The following is an 18,221-nucleotide window of genomic DNA, read 5'->3' as shown; positions in this document are numbered from 1 at the left end:
ATGCAGCTTTATGGCGAAGAGATCGGCTCGCGCTTGCTGTTGGGCACAGCGCAATATCCGTCGCCGCAGATTTTGGCGGAGGCGGTGAAGGCCTCTGGCACCGAAATCATTACCGTGTCCCTGCGCCGCGAAGGTGTGGACGGGGCGGGCACCGGCTTTTGGCAATTGATCAAAGAGCTTGGTGTCAAGGTGCTGCCGAATACAGCGGGGTGCCACACGGCGAAGGAAGCTGTGACCACGGCGCAGATGGCGCGGGAGGTGTTTGGCACCAACTGGATCAAGCTGGAGGTGATCGGCCATAGCGACAATCTGCAACCGGATGTGTTTGGTTTGGTCGAGGCGGCGCGGGTTTTAAGCGATGAGGGCTTTCAGGTGTTTCCTTACACCACGGATGATCTGGTGGTGGGCGAGAAATTGCTGGAAGCGGGCTGCGAGGTTCTGATGCCTTGGGGGGCCCCTATCGGCTCCGGTCAGGGTTTGCGCAATCCGGATGCGTTGCGCGCGATGCGAGCGCATTTTCCAAATGTGCCGCTGATTGTGGATGCGGGGATTGGCCGACCCTCTGACGCGTGCATGGCGATGGAGTTGGGCATGGATGCGGTGTTGTTGAATACGGCGGTTGCGAAGGCCGGAGACCCGGCCCTGATGGGCGCGGCCATGGCTCAGGCGATTAAGGCTGGGCGGCAGGGCTTTGCTGCACAAATGATGGAACGGCGCGACATGGCCGTGCCCTCCACACCCATTTTGGGCATGGCGGTGTTTGACTGATGGAAAAATTCTATTTGATCGTCGGCCATGTGGATTGGATCGCCCGTTTGGTGCCTTTGGGTGTGAAACTAGTGCAATTGCGGATTAAAGACGCGCCGATAGATGAGGTGCGGGCGCAAATCCGCCGCGCCAAGCAGATCTGTGATGCCCATAACTGCCAGTTGATTGTAAATGATTATTGGCAGATCGCGATCGAAGAACATTGCGACTTTGTACATTTGGGGCAGGAGGATATGGACGAGGCGGATTTTGAGGCCATTCGTTCGGCAAATATCCGCTTTGGCCTGTCCACCCATGATGAAGACGAGTTGGATCGGGCTTTGTCGTTTAACCCTGCCTATGTGGCGCTAGGCCCTGTTTATCCGACCATATTAAAGAAAATGAAGTGGGCGCCACAGGGGCTGGAGCGGGTGACGCGTTGGAAGCAGATGGTGGGCGATGTGCCGCTGGTGGGCATTGGCGGGCTGAGTGTGGAACGGGCACCGGGCGTATTGGCGGCGGGCGCCGACAGTGTGGCCGTGGTCACCGATATTCAGTTTGCCGACGACCCGGAAGCGCGGACGCGGGAATGGATCGAGATATGTTCATGACGCGTTATCAACGGCAAATGCAATTGCCTGAGGTGGGGCGCGATGGCCAAGCGAAACTGGCACGAGCTCATGTGCTTGTGGTGGGGGCGGGTGGCCTTGGGTCGCCCGTGTTGCACTATCTGGCCGGTGCTGGAGTGGGCAGCTTGACGATTGTTGACCCGGATTGCGTTGAAGAAAGCAATCTGCATCGGCAGCCCCTGTTTGAAACCAAGGATATTGGCGCGTCCAAATCCAAGCGGGCGCGGGATCAGCTTTTGGCGCGGAACCCGCATATCGTGGTGCAGGCACGGGCTGAGGCGTTGACGCCAGACAATGCGGGTTCGCTGGTGGCTGATGCGGATATTGTGGTGGATGCGGCGGATAGCTTTGCTGTGTCTTACATTTTGTCGGATCAATGTTTGGCGCTGAAAAAGCCAATGATTTCGGCGTCCGTGCTCGGGCAGGCGGGATATGTTGGCGGCTTTTGTGGTGGTGCGCCGAGTTTGCGCGCTGTGTTCCCGGATTTGCCGACGCAAGCGGCCAATTGTGCCACTGCCGGGGTGCTTGGCCCGGTGGTGGGCATGATCGGGGCGATGCAGGCGCAAATGGTGTTGGCTGTGCTGCTGGGGCAAAACCCGTCGCCCAAGGGCCAGATGGTGCGCATGGATGCGCAAAACCTTAGCTTCTCGAGCTTCAGCTTTTTGAGGGCGGCGGAACCGTCAGCTGTTTGGCCGTTTCTGGGGCGCGAAGGGGTGCGGTGTGATGATCTGGTGTTCGACCTTCGAGGGGAAGGTGAAGCGCGAGAAATGATCGTGGCGCAAGCGCAGCGGTGGCAGATTGATGAGCTGGCGGGGGCTAGATTTTCTGACGATCAGCGTGTGGTGTTGGCCTGCCAAACCGGGGTGCGGGCGTGGCGTGGGGCCAAGCAATTGCAGGCGCAGGGGCATCAGAATTTGGCGCTGATGGCGGCCTGTGCATGTTGAGAACGCGCAGCATATTGGTGATTGCTGGAACCGACAGCAGCGGCGGTGCTGGGCTGTCGCGGGATATTGTCGTGGCAACCGAATTGGGATTTGCCGTGAAGCCTGTGGTGACGGCGGTGACAGCGCAAAGCAATGACGCGGTGCGGCGTGTCGAGCTTGTCGCCGCTGACTTGGTGAAGGCGCAGATTGAAGCGGCGTTTGCGGATGATGCACCTCCGGCGGTCAAAATTGGGATGTTAGGCGATGGAGCCGTGGTGCGGGCCGTTGCGGATGCCCTTCAAGGGTGCGATTTGCCGATTGTGCTTGATCCGGTCCTTGCTGCCAGTTCCGGGGCGCAGCTTTTGTCGGATGATGGCATTGCAGCGATGAAAGAACGCCTGTTGCCATGGGTTACTCTGGTCACGCCCAATCTGCCAGAGTCTGAAATTTTGGGGGTTGAACGGTTACATAACTCATGCCGTGCCGTGTTGCTGAAAGGTGGCCATGGGGAGGGCGATGTGCTGAGGGATGTGCTGACGCAGGGGCGAAGCGAGACCGTATTTTCCGCGCAAAAGCAGGCCTTTACCCCGCGTGGCACGGGGTGCACCCTGTCGACCGCGATTGCCTGCGGCTTGGCGGACGGTCTGGCGCTGGAGGCGGCAGTGCGGCAGGCGCATCACTATGTGCAGAGCTGGATCACTGGACTGCAAGCAGCTGATTGAGCAGGGTGACCCGTTCGGCATTATTCTTCGCCACGCTGCCATCTGGATTAAGCTCATTATTCTCAAAACCAATGCGCATTTTGCCGCCCAATTGATGGGCGCGGATAAGGCAGTCGGTTTCGCCCTGACCAAAGGCACAAACAGCCCAATCGGCGATCATTTCAATTTCAGCCAGGCGGTGCAGAAACGGGGTCAACATTGACGGATCGCTTTGCTGGTCGCTGGTATAGCGGCCCAATACGAAGAGCAATTGGATGTTTTCGCGACTGATATTGTGGTCAATGCAGATGTGATAGAGTACGGCAAGGTCGTTGGTGTCATATAGGATATGCTGCACCGCAACGCCGTTTTCCTGTGCCCATTGATAAAGCTCTGCTGCGGCCTTTTGATCCCCGGTTGAGAGCAGTTCTCGTGTGGAAATTGAAACAGATTTCGGTTGAACTTGTTTCACCAGCTCAATTTGCGCGGGGGGCTGATAGAGGCCAACCGCCTCGGTGGTGATTTGAACCTGCATTTTCGGCACCGCGATTCGCAGTTCCGCGAGCAGTTCTTTATAAAGACTTGCGTCCAAAATATGCTGTTGATCCGCATCGCGCAGATGGGTGTGCAGCCCATCGGCCCCGGCCTCAAAGCAGGCTTTTGCGGTCTGCACCGTTTCTTCAATGGTCACGGGCAGGGCGGGGTGATCTTGCTTGGTTTTACGGGCTCCATTGGGGGCCACCATCAGGCGCGGTAAGGGAGTCATGCGGCAAAAACCTGATCAAATGTTTGGTCCAATTTGTCGATCAGTTCGCCGACCTGATCATCGGTAATGATAAAGGGCGGGGCGAGCAGGATATGATCGCCAGACATGCCATCTTTTGTGCCATTGCCGGGATAGATCATCAGCCCCTTATCCAGAGCCACTTGCTTCAGTTGGGCATAGAGTTGACGCGCCGGATCAAAGGGTTCTTTGGTCTCGCGGTCCTCGACGATTTCGAGACCGATGAACAGACCGCGTCCGCGAATGTCGCCAATATGAGGATGTTCACCGAAGCGCTCCTCAAGTGCCGCTTTCAGTTTGTCTCCCATTTCTTTTGATCGGCCCACCAGGCCATCATGGATGAGGCGGTGCAGCACTGCGTTGGCCGCGGCGGCGGCCATGGGGTGCCCCAGATAGGTGTGGCCATTTTTGAAATAGCCTGCGCCCTCAGTGATGGTGTCGGCAATGTTGCGGCTGCACAGCATGGCGCCGATGGGCTGATAGCCCGCGCCCAAGCCTTTGGCGATACTCATAATATCCGGGGCTACCCCGTCCTGATCGCACGCGAACAGAGAGCCGGTGCGGCCCATGCCACACATCACTTCGTCAAAAATCAGCAGAATGCCATATTGGTCGCAAATTTCGCGGATGCGTTTGAGATAGCCTTCAACCGCGGGGACCGCCCCCGCGGTGGCCCCCACCACCGGTTCGGCGACAAAGGCCATGACGCTTTCCGGGCCAAGCCGCAAGATTTCAGATTCCAACTCATTGGCCGCGCGCTTGCCATAATATTCGGTGCTCTCATTCGGCGCACGGTGTCGGTATTCATAACATGGCGCGATATGAAAAGTTTCAAACAGCATGGGCGCATAGGGCGCGCGGCGCCATTTATTGCCGCCCGTGGCCAGCGCGCCCAGCGTGTTGCCATGATAGGATTGTTGCCGCGCGATCACCTTGTGGCGCTTTGGCTCGCCTTTATCGATGAAATATTGCCGCGCCAGTTTCAATGCCGTTTCCATCGCTTCCGAGCCGCCGGAGACCAGATAAACCTTGTCCAGCTCGCCCGGCGCGCGGGCAATCAGGTTTTCCGCCAATGTCTCTGCAGGCGCCGACGTGAAGAATCCGGTGTGGGCGTAGGCCAGCTTGTCGAGCTGCTCGCGCATTGCCTGTTTGACAAATTGATCACTGTGCCCAAGGCAGGAAACGGCGGCGCCACCGCAGCCATCCAGATAATATTTGCCATCCTGATCAATTAGATAGGCCCCGTCCCCGCTGGACGCGTGTAAGGGTATTTGGATAGGTGTGCGATGAAAAATTTTACTCATTAGTCGATTTTCTGAGTTGGTTTGATTAAGTTTCTGTGGGCAACAAAATTGAAACATATGTTTTGAGGCTTGACAACGCTTGAAACAAGTGAAAAATTTTTGTTGCAAATGAGGGATCAGCAGGGACGAGTAGCAAGTGGTTCGATTTGAAGAACGACTGGCAGCGAAATATGGCGGTTTGAGCAGGCAGCTCAAAGCGGCGGCTGACTATATCGTCAAGAATCAAGTGGATACGGCCACCCGCTCATTGCGTTCCATTTCAGAGGCCAGCGACATTTCCCCGGCGACCTATTCGCGTTTGGCGCGGGCCCTTGGTTTTTCCAATTATGAAGAATTGCGCGAAATGCTGCGCGGCGCGGTCGGCCGCAGCGTTAGCGATATGACCGACAAAGCGTCCCGTTTGCAGCAGGAGGCGATAGAGGGAGACCAGACGCCTTTTTTAAACAAACAATCTGCCGCTTGCGCCGCCAATATCGGTCAATTGGTACACAATATCCCGCAAGACCGCTTGCAGCGTGCAGTGCGCTATTTGAAAGGGGCACGCAATGTGCTGCTTTTGGGGGCGCTCAGCTCAACGGGCATTGTTGAATATATGGCCTATTTGGCCAATTACTTCACCAGTAACTGGCGCATCGCCGGACGGGCAGGTGCTTCACTCGGGGCCGAGATTTCTGCGCTGAATAAAAATGATGTTTTGTTGGTTGTCACAAAACCTCCATTTGCGCGTCGCACAATTGATGGTGTGCGGGCGGCTTCGCGCATGGGCGCAAAGGTGATTGTGATTACCGACACCCATTCTTGCCCGGTTCTGGCGGAAGCCGATGCCGGGTTTATTGTGGCGACAGACAGTCCACAATTTTTCTCATCCTACGCCGCAACCATTGTGTTGATTGAAACAATCATCGGGATGCTTGTGGCGGGATCAGGCAAGGCGGCGAAACAACGTATTTTCGAAGTCGAATGCCTAAATCAACAGTTCGGGGAAACCTGGAGTGCTTAAAACTAGTCTAACCTTAAAGGGAGGTCTTACATGAATAAGTACCTTAAATCTTTTGCCGTTGCGGCAATTGCTGGCGCCATGGTTGTGCCAACTGCTCAAGCTGAAGAGTTCGTGACCATCGGTACCGGCGGCGTGACCGGCGTTTACTACCCAACAGGGGGTGCGATTTGTCGTTTGGTCAACAAGGGCCGTAAAGATCACGGCATCCGCTGCTCAGTAGAGTCCACTGGCGGCTCAATCTACAACATCAACACCATTCGCGAAGGCGAATTGCAGTTTGGTGTGGCGCAGTCTGACTGGCAGTATCACGCCTACAACGGCACATCACGCTTTGAAGAAGCAGGTGCGTTTGAAGATCTGCGGGCTGTATTCTCTGTACACCCAGAGCCTTTCACCGTTGTTGCACGTGCCGATGCAGGCATCTCCAACTTTGATGACCTTAAAGGCAAGCGTGTGAACATTGGTAACCCAGGTTCAGGTCAACGCGGCACTATGGAAGTGTTGATGGAAGCCAAAGGCTGGAGCACTGATGATTTCGCGCTGGCCACAGAGCTTAAAGCAGCTGAACAGTCTGCTGCCCTTTGCGACAACCAGATCGATGCCATGGTGTACACAGTTGGTCACCCATCCGGCTCTATCCAGGAAGCTACAACTTCATGTGATTCAGTGCTGGTGAATGTTGACGGTGAAGCTGTGGACAAGCTGATCGAAGAGAACTCTTACTACCGGTCAGCAACCATTCCTGGCGGCATGTATCGCGGCAATGATGAAGACACAAAAACTTTCGGTGTAGGCGCGACTTTCGTGACCTCTACTGCCGTGTCTGAAGACGCTGTTTATGCTGTGGTGAAGTCCGTTTTCGAAAATTTCGATGACTTCAAGCAGCTGCACCCTGCTTTTGCGAATCTTGATCCACAAGAAATGGCAACAGCCGGTCTTTCTGCCCCATTGCATGATGGCGCTGCGAAATATTATCGCGAACAAGGCTGGATCGAATAAGCCAGACTTATCAACAGCTGGGCAGGGGCAAAGTTGCGCCCCTGTCCTTTTTTACGGCATAGTTGATCGTTGCGCGTGGGGACAGCGCATTTTGCCTGGCGATGATGCGCTTGGCCTTGAGTTTTTCTAAGGGGGAGAAAATGGTCAAACAAACGGAGAATGGCAGCGGGCTGAGTGAATCCGAGCTGCAGGAACTGGTCGCATCCAGCGATGCCGGGTCGCGCAACCCAGAAGGTGCAGTGGGGCTGTTTCTGGCTGCGGTCGCGTTGGTTTGGTCGATCTTTCAGGTCACATTGGCCTCTCCGCTTTCCAACTATATTCTGCCCAATGATCTGATCAATAATTCGCGGCAATTGCATTTGGCGTTCGCCCTGTTCCTGGCTTTTATGGCTTATCCGGCGCTGAAATCGAGCCCGCGGCACAAAATTCCAGTGCAGGACTGGATCTTGGGCATTTTGGGCGCCTTTATCGCGCTATATGGTTTCTTCTTTTATGAAAAGATTGTCGCCGCCGGCGGGCTGGCTGACGACACCGACAAGTGGGTGGCGCTTGTTGGTATTCTGATTTTGTTTGAGGGCACACGGCGGGCACTTGGCCCGGCCATGGCCATCATTGCCTCCATCTTTATGCTTTATGTGTTTTTCGGCTCTTCCGACTGGGTGCCCGAAGTGATGCGCTGGAAGGGGGCCTCGCTGAAAAAAGCCATGAGCCATATGTGGATCACCTCGGAAGGCGTGTTTGGTATCGCGCTCGGGGTGTCGACGAAATTTGTGTTTCTGTTTGTTTTGTTCGGCGCGCTTTTGGATAAAGCTGGCGCGGGCAATTATTTCATCAAAATGGCGTTTGGCGCATTGGGGCACCTTAAAGGTGGCCCGGCGAAGGCTGCGGTGGTTGGCTCTGCGGCCACGGGTCTGATTTCCGGGTCGTCCATCGCCAATGTGGTGACCACAGGCACGTTCACCATCCCCTTGATGAAGCGTGTAGGCTTTACCAGCGAGCAAGCCGGTTCGGTTGAAGTGGCTTCGTCGGTTAACGGCCAGATTATGCCGCCTGTGATGGGGGCTGCCGCGTTCTTGATGGTGGAATATGTGGGCATTTCCTATGTAGAAGTGATCACCCACGCGTTCCTGCCTGCTGCGATTTCCTACATCGCGTTGGTCTATATTGTTCACCTTGAAGCGGTGAAGCGCAATATGCCGACCTTGGGCAACAAGGTTGTATCTGTCGGCCGCACCGTTGGTGGTATGGCCGCGTTCTTTGCGGGTTTTGCCTTGCTCTGCTACGGCATCCAATATCCGGTGCGCTGGGTGACGGCATTGGTGCCCGAAAATGCCGGTTGGGTTTTGGCCTTCATGCTGTTTATGGCCTATGTGGCGCTGGTGTGGCTGGCCTCCAAGACAGATGATTTGGAGCCTGACGATCCAAATTCTGAAGATGTTGAATTGCCGGAAATTGCAGAGATCTATAAAGCCGGGCTTTATTATCTGCTGCCGATTGTGGTGCTGGTTTACTTCCTGATGATTGAGCAAAAATCACCCGGCCTGTCCGCCTTCTGGGCGACATCGCTGCTGTTTGTGATTTTGCTGACCCAGCGTCCGTTGAAAGCCATGTTCCGCAACGCGGGTAATTATGGCGAAAAGGTCAAACTGGGCATCATGGACTTGATCGCCGGGCTGATTGAAGGCGCACGCAATATGATCGGCATTGGTCTGGCCACCGCCACTGCGGGCATTATCGTGGGCACAGTAACGCTCACCGGCATTGGCCAAGTGATGGCGGATCTGGTGGAATTGATCTCCGGCGGTAATCTCATTCTGATGCTGATCTTTGTGGGCATGCTCTCGCTGATTTTGGGCATGGGGCTGCCGACGACAGCGAACTATATTGTGGTGTCCAGCCTGATGGCTGGCGTGGTTGTGGAACTGGGGGCGCAGTCCGGGTTGATTGTGCCGCTGATCGCCGTGCACTTGTTCGTGTTCTACTTCGGTATTATGGCGGACGTGACGCCGCCGGTGGGACTGGCCAGTTTTGCCGCCGCCGCCGTGTCGGGCGGGGACGCGATCCGCACGGGCTTTATCGCCTTCTTCTATTCGCTGCGGACTGTGGTGCTGCCATTCTTCTTCATCTTCAACACAGACTTGCTGTTGATTGATGTGACCTGGTGGCAAGGGATCGTGGTGTTTGTGGTGGCGACCATAGCCATATTAATCTTCACCGCGGGCACGATGGGTTGGTTCCTCACCAAGAACCGGATTTGGGAAAGCATTGCACTTATTCTGATCGCCTTCGCGCTGTTCCGTCCTGACTTTTTCATGAATCAGATCCAACCGCCTTATCGCGATGTGGCACCTGCGGCCTTCACCGAAACAGTTGGTTCAGTTGATCCGGACAAGGAGATGAGGATTGTGGTGAGCGGCCCTGATTTCGACACTGGCGAGCCAAAAGAACGCACATTGGTGCTGACTTTTGAAGAGGGCAGCAATGCACAAGAGCGTTTGGATGCACTTGGGCTGGCCTTTATGGAAGATGGGGAAAATCTGGTGATGGAAGAACCGTTCCCCGGCACACCATATTTCAACAAGATGAGCGATTTTGACTTTTATGGTGATCAGCCCGTGACGCTGGAGGAGGCGAAAGTGCGGGTACAGCAATTGCCACAAGAACTGATGTTCATCCCAACATTTATTCTGCTGGGTCTGGTGGCGTTCCTGCAGTCACGCCGGGCAAAACGCGTGAAGGAGGTGCATGCGTAATGAGCAAGTCAGTTTTATGCGCGGTCGATATCAATCGGCCGGATGACGAAAAACACATTTTGGAAGAGGCCTATCGGTTCGCCAAGCTCGATGATGCGCGGCTGGATGTGATTACGGTGGTGCCCGACTATGGCATGAGCATGGTGGGCAGCTATTTCGACGCCGATCATACCGAAAAGGTTAAGGAAGCGGCGCACGACCATTTGGTAAAGGTCACTGAAAGTGTGGTCGGGGCTGAGGCCAACAAGAATGTGCGTCACATTGTTTCTGTCGGCAATGCCTATGAGGAGATTTTGCGCACTGCGGAGAAGGCGGGCACCGACCTGATCGTGATCGGGGCGCACAAGCCGGATTTCCGCGATTTTCTATTGGGGCCAAACGCCGCGCGGGTTGTGCGCCACTCCAACTGTTCCGTCTATGTGGTGCGCTAGGTCCTGACCCTAGGTTTTAGCGCAGCGCCCTTAAACAACAGGCGCGTTTATCGCGATGGCGCTTTTCGCGAATTGGGCGTCGACGCGATAGACGAGCTTTAATCTTTCTGGCGACAAGACCTCGGCCAGCGAGCCGCTGGCCACCATTCGCGCTTCGTGCATCAGCACAGCGCTGTCGCAATAGCGAGCGGCCAGATTAATGTCATGAAATGAAGCGATCACGGTTTTGCCCTTGGCCTTGATATGGTCCATCAACCGATATTGGAAATAGATATCCAGATGGTTGTTGGGTTCGTCCAGCAAATAGACTTCCGGGTCTAATGCCAGGATTTGCGCAAAGAACAGACGCTGTTGTTCACCGCCGGAGAGATATCCCGCATTTTCCGTGCGCCGATCCCAAAGTTCCACCAGTTCCAATGCTTCCCGCACCCGCTGCTGCTCTTCGGCTTTGGAACAGGAGAGGGGAAACAGGCCCAGCCCCGCCACCTGCTCAATGGTAAGACCCGCCAATTGCGCTTTTTCCTGCAAAACGGTGCCGACCTTGGCGGCGAAGGCTTTGCGGTTCCAGCGGTCCAGCGGCTGGCCGAAGGCGGTGATTTTACCGCTGGTGGGCTTTTTCTCGCGATAGAGCAATTTGAGCAGTGAGGATTTGCCGGCGCCATTGGGGCCAAGCAGCCCCATAAAGCTACCCTGGCGCACCTCAAAGGAGCAATCCTGCACCAAGGGTTTGGGGCCCACGGCAAAGCTGACATTGTGTAGGCTGAGGATGGTTTGACCGAAATTTGATGTGGCTCTATGCAACATGGCGGGTCTGCCTCAAAATAAAGATAAAGGGCGGGGTGGCGAACAGGGCCAGCAGCACCGCCAATGGCAATTCACTTGGTGCCAGCAAGGTGCGGCACAGCAAATCTGTAAAAGTGAGGATAAAGGCCCCGAGCAGCATCGCCAAGGGGATCAGCTTTTGATGGGCGGAGCCGCAAAGCTGCCGTGCCAGATGCGGCACAATTAATCCAACAAAACCAACAATGCCCATAATGGCGACGCTCAACCCGGTGAGCAGGGCGGTGACGACAAAGATGGTGAGCTTCATCGGCGATGTGGCGACGCCAAGGGACGTGGCGCGGGCATCGCCCATCAGAAGCGCGTCGAGTTGCTTATGTTGGCTGAGCGCGAGCAGCGCCACCAGCGCAGTGGCGATGGTGATGATGGGCAGCTCACCCCAGTTCGTGCCAGCGGCGGACCCCATCAGCCAGTTGAGTGCGGTTTTGGTGGCGTTTGGGTCGGAGATGTGCAGCAAAAAGGCGGTGAAGGATTGGAACAAGAGCGACACGGCGACACCTGCGAGTATCACCAGCAAGCGGTCCATGGGGCGCTCGCGGTTATAGGACATCAACAGCGTGATGCCGAAGGCAGTGGCGGCGCCCAAAAAGGCGATCAGGGGCAGGCCAAAGGCAGCGACGAGGCCCGCGGGCAGCCAGATGATGGCGGCCACTGCGGCGGCGGAGGCGCCAGAAGAGAGGCCCAGCAAATAGGGATCGGCTAAGGGATTGCGCAGGGCGGTCTGGATCAATGTGCCGCTGAGCGCCAAGGCGGCACCCACCAGCGCACAGGCCAGCACGCGCGGCATGCGCCATTGCCAGATGATGGCGGTGAGGCTGGCTTTGGCGTCCGGCGCGCGCAGCAGCACGGCCAGCTTTTCCTGCCAGGGGATCGGCGCGGTGCCCCAGAACACACCGGCCACCAGCATCGCCACAAGGGCAATGCTGGCACCAATCATGATCAGGGGATAGCGCGCTGCGAACATTATTGATCCAGCTCTTCAATCTGGCGGGCGAGATTTTCAACACCGTCGGTAAAGCGCATACCCAAGACGGTTTGTGAAAAGGGGATGATCAAAAAGCGTTCCTGTTGCACGGCCTTCAGATTGGAGAGCACCGGGTCGGTTTTCAGCTTTTCAATCTTGTCACCGGCTGGGGACCAAACCGCGTCATTGATCACAATGATCTCTGGGTTCTGTTGCACAATATGCTCCCAGCTGACATTGACCCAGCGGCCTTCGATCTCGTCCGTGATACTTTCGAGACCCAGAATACGCATCAACAGCGCTGGGCTGCCGCAGCACCCTGCGGTGTAAACCGGATCATCATCGCTATCATAGAAGAAGGCGGTGCGGCCTGCGCCTGGGTTGAGGGCTTGCACCTTTTCAATGCGCGCCGCTGTTTCATCCATCAGTTTTTGTGCGCGATCTTGCACATCGAATATCTGCCCAATCACCTCAATATCTTTGAGGATTGGTGCGGTGGTAACCGGTACATTCTTTGGATTGTATTGATCACATGAGGCGTTCACCAGATAGGTGGCGACGCCACGGTCGTTCCATTCCTGTTGGGTGCCGACATTTTTCTCGGCAAAGGCGGACGCGAAACCGGCGAACAAAAAGTCTGGCTCTTCGATCAACACCACTTCCTTGGCCGGATAGTTTTTGGCGATCACAGGCACCTGATTATAGGCATCCTGCCATTGGGCGGGGATTTGATCTTCCAGATAGGCGGTGCCCACCATATGGTCTTCCAGTCCCAATGCCAGCATCACTTCAGTGGCCTGCTGGTTGAGGGTGATGGCGCGTTGCGGCACATCTTCAATGCTGACGGTTTGGCCACAGCTTTCGTAGGTGAGGGGTGCAGCAAGGGCTGGGCTGGTCAGCATGCAGGCGAAAAGGGCGGTGCTGATTATTGTTTTTGTGTTCATAGTGATTGTGTTCCGCAAGGTTTTTGTAATGTTATTACATTACTAGCTGCTAGCGTTGCAAGTGGGTTTTTGGGGTGGCGTTGGCATTGCGGCATATTCCGCCCTGGCAGCCCGGGAATCGCGTCAATCGGCATATAGATCTGCCTCTTCAGATGAAGCGTGCTCTTTGGCAGCAGGGCGTTGAGGCGGTGCGAAGGGCAACTGCAGCGGGGAGGACCGATGATGCACCAGCACGTCCTGCACGAAGCGGGCGACATCTTCCTCCGAATTGAGCTGATACCAATCGCCTTTTGGATAGTGCACGAGGGCGGGTCCATTATTGCAAGGGAACAGGCAGCCGGTGCTGGCGATCAGACATTTTGAGCTGATGCCCGCTTGTTGTACGGCCAGTTTGAGCGGCTCCAACAGCCCGAAGCTGCCGCGCAGATGGCAACGCGGGCCGGTGCAGACCAGCAAATGATGTTCATAGGCGGGCGGCATGTCCCAACCCTTGCCATTGATGCCATCAATTTTGGGGGCAATCGGTTCGGCGCGATAGGGCCGATTGGCGATCAGCTTGAGCAGTTCCTCATCTTCATCAAGGTCTGCCGCCATGGCCACTTCAACGCTGTTGGCAGGCTGGCGGGTCAACCAGTCAGCGGCGGCATTGGGCACCCATTGGCGCAGGCTTTGGGAAAAGGGAACGCCCACCGGACGCAACACAATGCGCGTGGCGCCTTCAGCGATCGCCCGATCCAGCGCGTGAAACATGTGATTTGTTTGATGCTCAAGGCGCACCACAGCGCACGGCGTATGGTTGGCCGCCACCAGCGCTTCCGACAGGGCCGCAAATTTGCGGTTGGACACGTAATTTGTACTGACTAGGAATATTTCAAACTGCATTGCCCGCTCCCTGGGGTGGGGGCGGTACAGCAATTGTGATCAGGCCAAATGGCCTTCAAATTTCTCATCGCTACTCCTTACCGGGACACCCCGCCCGATGTGGTTGACATTATGCGATGGCAGGTCTCCTGACTTGCGGGTCTTGGCGTTACCTGAACCTTCCCGGCAAAAATGCCAGTGGTAAACTCAGAACGCTATCCGCTCACAGTTGCGGGGGCAGCTACGGATTTGATCCCCTGCTTGGGTCGATCGCACCATATTCCCTTTTCATCCAGTTTGTCGTTCGAACGCCCTGGAACCATCTCTTTCATATAAGAAGCAGGCCGGCACTAATGTCAATGTGCGCGTTGGCGGAAAATGCAAGTGGTTGAAAAGCAAATGTCATCCGCCAAAGATTCGGTCTTCCAGCGGAATCGAATCAATGCGCTTGGTCAAATCATCGAGGAGCAATTGCTCGGCGCGATTGAGCTTGGTGGCCGGGTTGGTGGTGACGTAAACGTCGATTTCCGGTGGGTCTTCATAGGGCGGTAAGCGGTGTAAATAGCCCATTTCCACATCGCGTTTGGCCACGTGCACGGGTAGGGGGCCGATGCCCAGCCCGGACAGAATCATGCGGCGCACCTCTTCCAGATTGGCGGAGGAGCCCACGATAGCATCCTGCGGAGCGGCCTTGGCCCGCAACAGGGTGACGGGGCGCAGCACATCGGACAATTGGTCAGTGGTGAACGAGACCCAATTGTTGCCGGCAAGATCGGCGGTGGTGAGATTCGGCTTGCCAAAGAGTGGATGTTTGGGGCCGCAATAAAGGCCAAAATGCTCGCGAAACATATGCTGGTAATGCAGTTTTGGGTGCTTGTGATAAACAAGGCAGATGCCAAAACTGGCCTGTCGCGAGACCACTTGTTCGATCACATGATGGCTGGGGCCGACAATGATTTCGACCGTCGCCTTTGGGTGCTGGATGTGGAAATCGCCCAGCACATCGTCAAAGAATTCGCACAGCACATGGCTGGCCATGGCGATCTTTACATGCCCCTGCACCGTCTCGGTGATGTCACGCATCAGGGTGGAGAGCCGTAGGATCGAGCCGTTAATATCCACAGCTTCGCGATAGAGCTGCTGGCCTGCGTCGGTAACGCGAAATTTGCCCGGGCCGCGTTCGATCAGTTGGCGGCCAAGGGTTTCTTCAAGTCGCTTGAGCGCTGAGGAAACGCTGGGCTGCTGCAAGCCAAGTTTTGAAGCGGCGAGGGTGATGGAGCGCGAATCCACCAGCACCACAAACATGCGCAACAGGTTCCAATCCAGATGTCTTGCAAGGTTTTCTGCATCCCTATCCATGAATATAGATTAGATCAATAATGGAAATTGTAAATATCTATTTGATTTATGGATGGGGATGTCCAAACCTTAGCCTATCGGAGGGAGTGAAATGGCGACAATCGAGGAAAGTGAAAAGCGGGCACCCTGGGTGCTGCTCTCGCCTGCGCTGGTGACCATTGCGCTGTTGCTGGTAGTGCCGGTGATGTTCATCGTGGTCTATTCATTCTGGCTGCGCACCTCTGTCGGCGGTGTTGAACCAGCCTTTTCGCTTGCCAATTGGCGTGAAGCGCTGACCGACCGGTTTTATCTTGATATTCTGATCAGCACGGTACGCATCGCAGCGATCACCACAATTGTGTGTGCGCTTGTCGGCTATCCGGTGGCCTATTTTGTCGCGCGGGCCAAGGGCGTGAACCGCGGCTTTTTGCTGTTGCTTTTGATGCTTCCATTTTGGGTCAGCTACATCATTCGGACCATGAGCTGGATTAACATTCTGGGCGTCTCGGGGGCGGTCAATTCGCTGTTGCTCAGCATTGGTCTGATCGATGAGCCGGTCCAGATGCTATACAATGAGGCAACCGTTATTCTCGGCCTCGTGCACTTTTTGCTGCCCTTTATGATATTGAATACCTATGTGAGCCTTGATGGGATTGATCGCGCGCTGGAAGACGCGGCGAACTCCCTTGGCGCAAACCCGATGCAAACATTTTGGGAAGTGACGCTTCCCCTTTCAGTTCCAGGTTTGGCAGCGGGGTCAGTGTTGTGCTTCGTGCTTGGCGCGGGCACTTACATTACCCCGATCGTACTTGGCGGTCCCACCGATGCCATGTTTGCCAACCTGGTTTTTGAAGCAATCATCACCCAGCTGGACTGGCCGCTCGGGGCGGTGCTGTCCTTGATGCTGCTGGTGGTGCTGGGCGCGGTGGTGCTGGTCTATAACCGGTTTATGGGCCTTGGACACATTGCGAAGGGGATTGGATAATGCGCGGCTGGCCCCTTATTCGAGCGTGGACCATTCTGGTCTATACATTCATGTTTTTGCCCGTGGCGGTGGTGATCCTGCTCGCCTTTAACGCCAACCAGTTCGGGGCGTTCCCGATGACCGGCTTTTCATTCCGCTGGTTTGTGGCGCTGTGGGAAAATGATGCGATTGTGCGGGCGTTCCAGACGTCTTTGACGCTTGGGCTGCTCACCGCGATCATTTCCACCACCATTGGCGTTTTGGCCTCTTTGGCACTGGTGCGCTATGATTTTCCGGGCAAAAACAGCATCAGCACATTGCTGATCGCGCCCATATTGGTGCCTGAGGTGGTGCTGGCGGTGTCGCTCTTGCTGTTCCTGCAAATGCTGAATGTGCCGAAAAGCTTTTTCCTGCTGCTGATGGGCCATGTGATTTTTACGCTGCCCTTTGTGGTGCTGGTGGTGCAAGCCCGGCTGGTGGCAGTGAAAAAAGACTATGAGGAAGCAGCGCGCAGCCTTGGCGCCTCGCCCATTCAAGCCTTCTTCCAGATCACCTTGCCGCTGATTATGCCGGCGGTGATGGCGGGTGGGCTGTTTGCCTTTACCATTTCATTTGATGACATCACCGGCACCTTGTTCTGGAAGCCGGGCGGGGTTGAAACCGTGCCCACCCAGATTTTTGCCATGCTGCGCAACTCCATTTCACCGGAGATCAATGCGCTGGGGGCGGTGATGATTATGCTCACAACAGGTTTGCCATTGATTGGCATTGCGGTGGCCCGATGGTCCGCCGCGCGGCGCGCCAAATAGCGCGTGTAGATTTTGGATCAAATACCACCTAGGGAGGAAAGAATGGACGATACAAAAAGATATGAACGGCTAAGAGAAATGTTCGGCAATGGCGACATTGGCCGCCGGAAGTTTCTCGGCCTTTTGGGGGCTGCTGGCGCTGCCTATGGCGTGCAGATGCCTTTTGGCAATATGGCCTTTGCTCAGGATGTGAGCGAAGTGCGGTTTGATGGCTGGGGTGGCGTTGTGTCCGAAGCGTTCCGCGAAAAAGCCTTTGACCCTTACACCAAAAAGACCGGCATTGAAGTTGTGGACGGCACCTTTGGCAGTGGCGATGAATATCTCGCACGGGTGAAAACAGCACAGGAAGGCGAGTATAATATTGCTCACCTGTCTGGCGTGTTTGATTATGCCCGCTACCACAATCTGGGCTTCTCCACATCACTGAACACAGACAATATTCCAAATCTTGATTTGGTGATTCCAAAGCTTGTTGATGTGTTCCGCGCGGTTTCCGGTGACCAGCTTTCTTGCGTGCCTTACGATTATGGCACCACCGGGTTGGCCTATAACCGCAAATATATTTCTGACGAAGAAATGAAAGAGCAGGGTGCACGCATTCTGCTGAATGAAAAATATAAAGGCAAAATTGGCGGCTGGAGCGATTGGCGTACCCGCATTTGGTATGGCGCGTTGCAAACGGATCAGGACCCGAACAATATCCAGGATATGGATGCTGTTTGGGATGCGATCCGCACCCACCGCGATCTCGCCCTGAAATATTGGGGTTCTGGCGCTGAGTTGATGAGCCTGTTGGCGGAAGAGGAAATCTACGTCACCGAAGGTTGGTCAGGTCGTATCTATGCGCTGCAAGAGCAGGGCCACGATATTGGCTATTACGATCCGCCAAACGGCTTCGGCTGGCAGGAATGTCTGTTCGTGATCAAAGGCTCACCTTTGGGCGCGGTTGAAGAGTTGCTCAACTTTATGTTGGCACCTGAGACCTCCATTGCGGTCGCGGAAGCGCAGAACTATCCACCTGCACTCGATCCGTCAAAAGTGGATTTGGGGAGCAAGATTCCAAAGTTGCCTGCCTTTGACCCAACCGGCACATTGGATGGCCTGACCTTTGCTAATCCCGACTATTGGAATGGCAATGAAGCAGAATGGTCCAAGATGTTTGGGCGCGTTCAAAAGGGCTATTAATTTTTCAATATGGTGGGCGGCGTTTGGTGCTGCCCGCCATTTTCG

18 protein-coding genes and 1 riboswitch are annotated in these 18,221 nt (G+C 55.5%); of the genes, 11 read left to right on the top strand and 7 right to left on the bottom strand.

The window, feature by feature from the left end; all coding sequences use genetic code 11:
* From L1I42_RS12125 to thiD, 4 genes are read left to right on the top strand one after another with little or no spacing between them, the layout of a single operon-like run.
* Complete coding sequence (locus tag L1I42_RS12125) at positions 1 to 768, top strand: thiazole synthase (RefSeq protein ID WP_236114813.1); 768 nt, start codon at positions 1 to 3, stop codon at positions 766 to 768.
* Positions 768 to 1,358 carry a thiamine phosphate synthase gene (locus tag L1I42_RS12120; protein ID WP_236114811.1) on the top strand — a complete coding sequence of 197 codons (591 nt, stop codon included), beginning with the start codon at positions 768 to 770 and terminating at the stop codon, positions 1,356 to 1,358. Before L1I42_RS12125 ends, L1I42_RS12120 begins: the two co-directional genes overlap by 1 nt.
* Positions 1,355 to 2,320, top strand: coding sequence for a HesA/MoeB/ThiF family protein (locus tag L1I42_RS12115; RefSeq protein WP_236114809.1), 966 nt, complete (start codon positions 1,355 to 1,357; stop codon positions 2,318 to 2,320). The genes L1I42_RS12120 and L1I42_RS12115 overlap by 4 nt, the downstream gene beginning before the upstream one ends.
* On the top strand, positions 2,314 to 3,021 hold the full coding sequence (gene thiD / locus L1I42_RS12110; protein WP_236114807.1) for a bifunctional hydroxymethylpyrimidine kinase/phosphomethylpyrimidine kinase: 708 nt from the start codon (positions 2,314 to 2,316) through the stop codon (positions 3,019 to 3,021). Before L1I42_RS12115 ends, thiD begins: the two co-directional genes overlap by 7 nt.
* Here the strand turns inward: thiD and L1I42_RS12105 are convergent.
* A complete protein-coding gene (locus L1I42_RS12105) occupies positions 2,996 to 3,766 on the bottom strand; it encodes a beta-keto acid cleavage family enzyme (RefSeq protein ID WP_236114805.1) in 771 nt (256 codons plus the stop codon). The two genes, thiD and L1I42_RS12105, sit on opposite strands and share 26 nt — an antisense overlap.
* Positions 3,763 to 5,088 (bottom strand): aspartate aminotransferase family protein, encoded by a 1,326-nt coding sequence (locus L1I42_RS12100; RefSeq protein WP_236114803.1) that lies wholly within the window; start codon positions 5,086 to 5,088, stop codon positions 3,763 to 3,765. The genes L1I42_RS12105 and L1I42_RS12100 overlap by 4 nt, the downstream gene beginning before the upstream one ends.
* A 136-nt stretch (positions 5,089 to 5,224) precedes the next feature.
* On the opposite strand from L1I42_RS12100, the gene L1I42_RS12095 reads away from it, so the two are divergent.
* From L1I42_RS12095 to L1I42_RS12080, 4 genes are all read left to right on the top strand, one after another.
* Complete coding sequence (locus L1I42_RS12095; RefSeq protein WP_236114801.1) at positions 5,225 to 6,088, top strand: MurR/RpiR family transcriptional regulator; 864 nt, start codon at positions 5,225 to 5,227, stop codon at positions 6,086 to 6,088.
* Between the two features lie 30 nt (positions 6,089 to 6,118).
* Entirely contained in the window at positions 6,119 to 7,087 is a 969-nt protein-coding gene (locus tag L1I42_RS12090; protein ID WP_255769282.1) for a TAXI family TRAP transporter solute-binding subunit, read from the top strand.
* Between the two features lie 140 nt (positions 7,088 to 7,227).
* Complete coding sequence (locus tag L1I42_RS12085) at positions 7,228 to 9,840, top strand: TRAP transporter permease (RefSeq protein WP_236114799.1); 2,613 nt, start codon at positions 7,228 to 7,230, stop codon at positions 9,838 to 9,840.
* Entirely contained in the window at positions 9,840 to 10,271 is a 432-nt protein-coding gene (locus tag L1I42_RS12080; protein ID WP_236114797.1) for a universal stress protein, read from the top strand. The genes L1I42_RS12085 and L1I42_RS12080 overlap by 1 nt, the downstream gene beginning before the upstream one ends.
* Positions 10,272 to 10,301: 30 nt before the next feature.
* Here L1I42_RS12080 and L1I42_RS12075 read toward each other — a convergent pair whose 3' ends face one another.
* From L1I42_RS12075 to L1I42_RS12055, 5 genes are all read right to left on the bottom strand, one after another.
* A complete protein-coding gene (locus tag L1I42_RS12075; protein WP_236114795.1) occupies positions 10,302 to 11,075 on the bottom strand; it encodes an ABC transporter ATP-binding protein in 774 nt (257 codons plus the stop codon).
* On the bottom strand, positions 11,065 to 12,075 hold the full coding sequence (locus L1I42_RS12070; RefSeq protein WP_236114794.1) for a FecCD family ABC transporter permease: 1,011 nt from the start codon (positions 12,073 to 12,075) through the stop codon (positions 11,065 to 11,067). The genes L1I42_RS12075 and L1I42_RS12070 overlap by 11 nt, the downstream gene beginning before the upstream one ends.
* A complete protein-coding gene (locus tag L1I42_RS12065; RefSeq protein ID WP_236114792.1) occupies positions 12,075 to 13,019 on the bottom strand; it encodes an ABC transporter substrate-binding protein in 945 nt (314 codons plus the stop codon). Before L1I42_RS12065 ends, L1I42_RS12070 begins: the two co-directional genes overlap by 1 nt.
* A gap of 123 nt (positions 13,020 to 13,142) precedes the next feature.
* A complete protein-coding gene (locus L1I42_RS12060) occupies positions 13,143 to 13,901 on the bottom strand; it encodes a (2Fe-2S) ferredoxin domain-containing protein (protein WP_236114790.1) in 759 nt (252 codons plus the stop codon).
* Positions 13,902 to 14,002: 101 nt separating this feature from the next.
* Positions 14,003 to 14,219, bottom strand: a riboswitch (cobalamin riboswitch).
* 63 nt (positions 14,220 to 14,282) lie between these two features.
* Positions 14,283 to 15,239 (bottom strand): LysR family transcriptional regulator, encoded by a 957-nt coding sequence (locus tag L1I42_RS12055; protein WP_236114788.1) that lies wholly within the window; start codon positions 15,237 to 15,239, stop codon positions 14,283 to 14,285.
* Positions 15,240 to 15,330: 91 nt separating this feature from the next.
* On the opposite strand from L1I42_RS12055, the gene L1I42_RS12050 reads away from it, so the two are divergent.
* From L1I42_RS12050 to L1I42_RS12040, 3 genes are read left to right on the top strand one after another with little or no spacing between them, the layout of a single operon-like run.
* Entirely contained in the window at positions 15,331 to 16,203 is an 873-nt protein-coding gene (locus L1I42_RS12050; protein WP_236114786.1) for an ABC transporter permease, read from the top strand.
* Positions 16,203 to 16,991, top strand: a complete 789-nt coding sequence (locus tag L1I42_RS12045; RefSeq protein WP_236114784.1) for an ABC transporter permease — start codon at positions 16,203 to 16,205, stop codon at positions 16,989 to 16,991. Before L1I42_RS12050 ends, L1I42_RS12045 begins: the two co-directional genes overlap by 1 nt.
* Before the next feature lie 42 nt (positions 16,992 to 17,033).
* Complete coding sequence (locus tag L1I42_RS12040) at positions 17,034 to 18,176, top strand: extracellular solute-binding protein (protein ID WP_236114783.1); 1,143 nt, start codon at positions 17,034 to 17,036, stop codon at positions 18,174 to 18,176.
* Positions 18,177 to 18,221: the final 45 nt, after the last annotated feature.

This window comes from Maritalea mediterranea (assembly GCF_021568695.1).
GTDB classification, from domain to species: Bacteria; Pseudomonadota; Alphaproteobacteria; order Rhizobiales; family Devosiaceae; genus Maritalea; species Maritalea mediterranea.
This window is presented reverse-complemented; position numbering and strand designations above follow the sequence as displayed.

Coding starts and splice junctions, on each gene's coding strand:
- L1I42_RS12115 (WP_236114809.1), top strand. CDS start 1,355: ATGACGCGTTATCAACGGCAAATGCAATTGCCTGAGGTGGGGCGCGAT.
- L1I42_RS12055 (WP_236114788.1), bottom strand. CDS start 15,239: ATGGATAGGGATGCAGAAAACCTTGCAAGACATCTGGATTGGAACCTG.
- L1I42_RS12125 (WP_236114813.1), top strand. CDS start 1: ATGCAGCTTTATGGCGAAGAGATCGGCTCGCGCTTGCTGTTGGGCACA.
- L1I42_RS12105 (WP_236114805.1), bottom strand. CDS start 3,766: ATGACTCCCTTACCGCGCCTGATGGTGGCCCCCAATGGAGCCCGTAAA.
- L1I42_RS12120 (WP_236114811.1), top strand. CDS start 768: ATGGAAAAATTCTATTTGATCGTCGGCCATGTGGATTGGATCGCCCGT.
- L1I42_RS12080 (WP_236114797.1), top strand. CDS start 9,840: ATGAGCAAGTCAGTTTTATGCGCGGTCGATATCAATCGGCCGGATGAC.
- L1I42_RS12050 (WP_236114786.1), top strand. CDS start 15,331: ATGGCGACAATCGAGGAAAGTGAAAAGCGGGCACCCTGGGTGCTGCTC.
- L1I42_RS12045 (WP_236114784.1), top strand. CDS start 16,203: ATGCGCGGCTGGCCCCTTATTCGAGCGTGGACCATTCTGGTCTATACA.
- L1I42_RS12060 (WP_236114790.1), bottom strand. CDS start 13,901: ATGCAGTTTGAAATATTCCTAGTCAGTACAAATTACGTGTCCAACCGC.
- thiD (WP_236114807.1), top strand. CDS start 2,314: ATGTTGAGAACGCGCAGCATATTGGTGATTGCTGGAACCGACAGCAGC.
- L1I42_RS12075 (WP_236114795.1), bottom strand. CDS start 11,075: ATGTTGCATAGAGCCACATCAAATTTCGGTCAAACCATCCTCAGCCTA.
- L1I42_RS12090 (WP_255769282.1), top strand. CDS start 6,119: ATGAATAAGTACCTTAAATCTTTTGCCGTTGCGGCAATTGCTGGCGCC.
- L1I42_RS12070 (WP_236114794.1), bottom strand. CDS start 12,075: ATGTTCGCAGCGCGCTATCCCCTGATCATGATTGGTGCCAGCATTGCC.
- L1I42_RS12065 (WP_236114792.1), bottom strand. CDS start 13,019: ATGAACACAAAAACAATAATCAGCACCGCCCTTTTCGCCTGCATGCTG.
- L1I42_RS12040 (WP_236114783.1), top strand. CDS start 17,034: ATGGACGATACAAAAAGATATGAACGGCTAAGAGAAATGTTCGGCAAT.
- L1I42_RS12085 (WP_236114799.1), top strand. CDS start 7,228: ATGGTCAAACAAACGGAGAATGGCAGCGGGCTGAGTGAATCCGAGCTG.
- L1I42_RS12100 (WP_236114803.1), bottom strand. CDS start 5,088: ATGAGTAAAATTTTTCATCGCACACCTATCCAAATACCCTTACACGCG.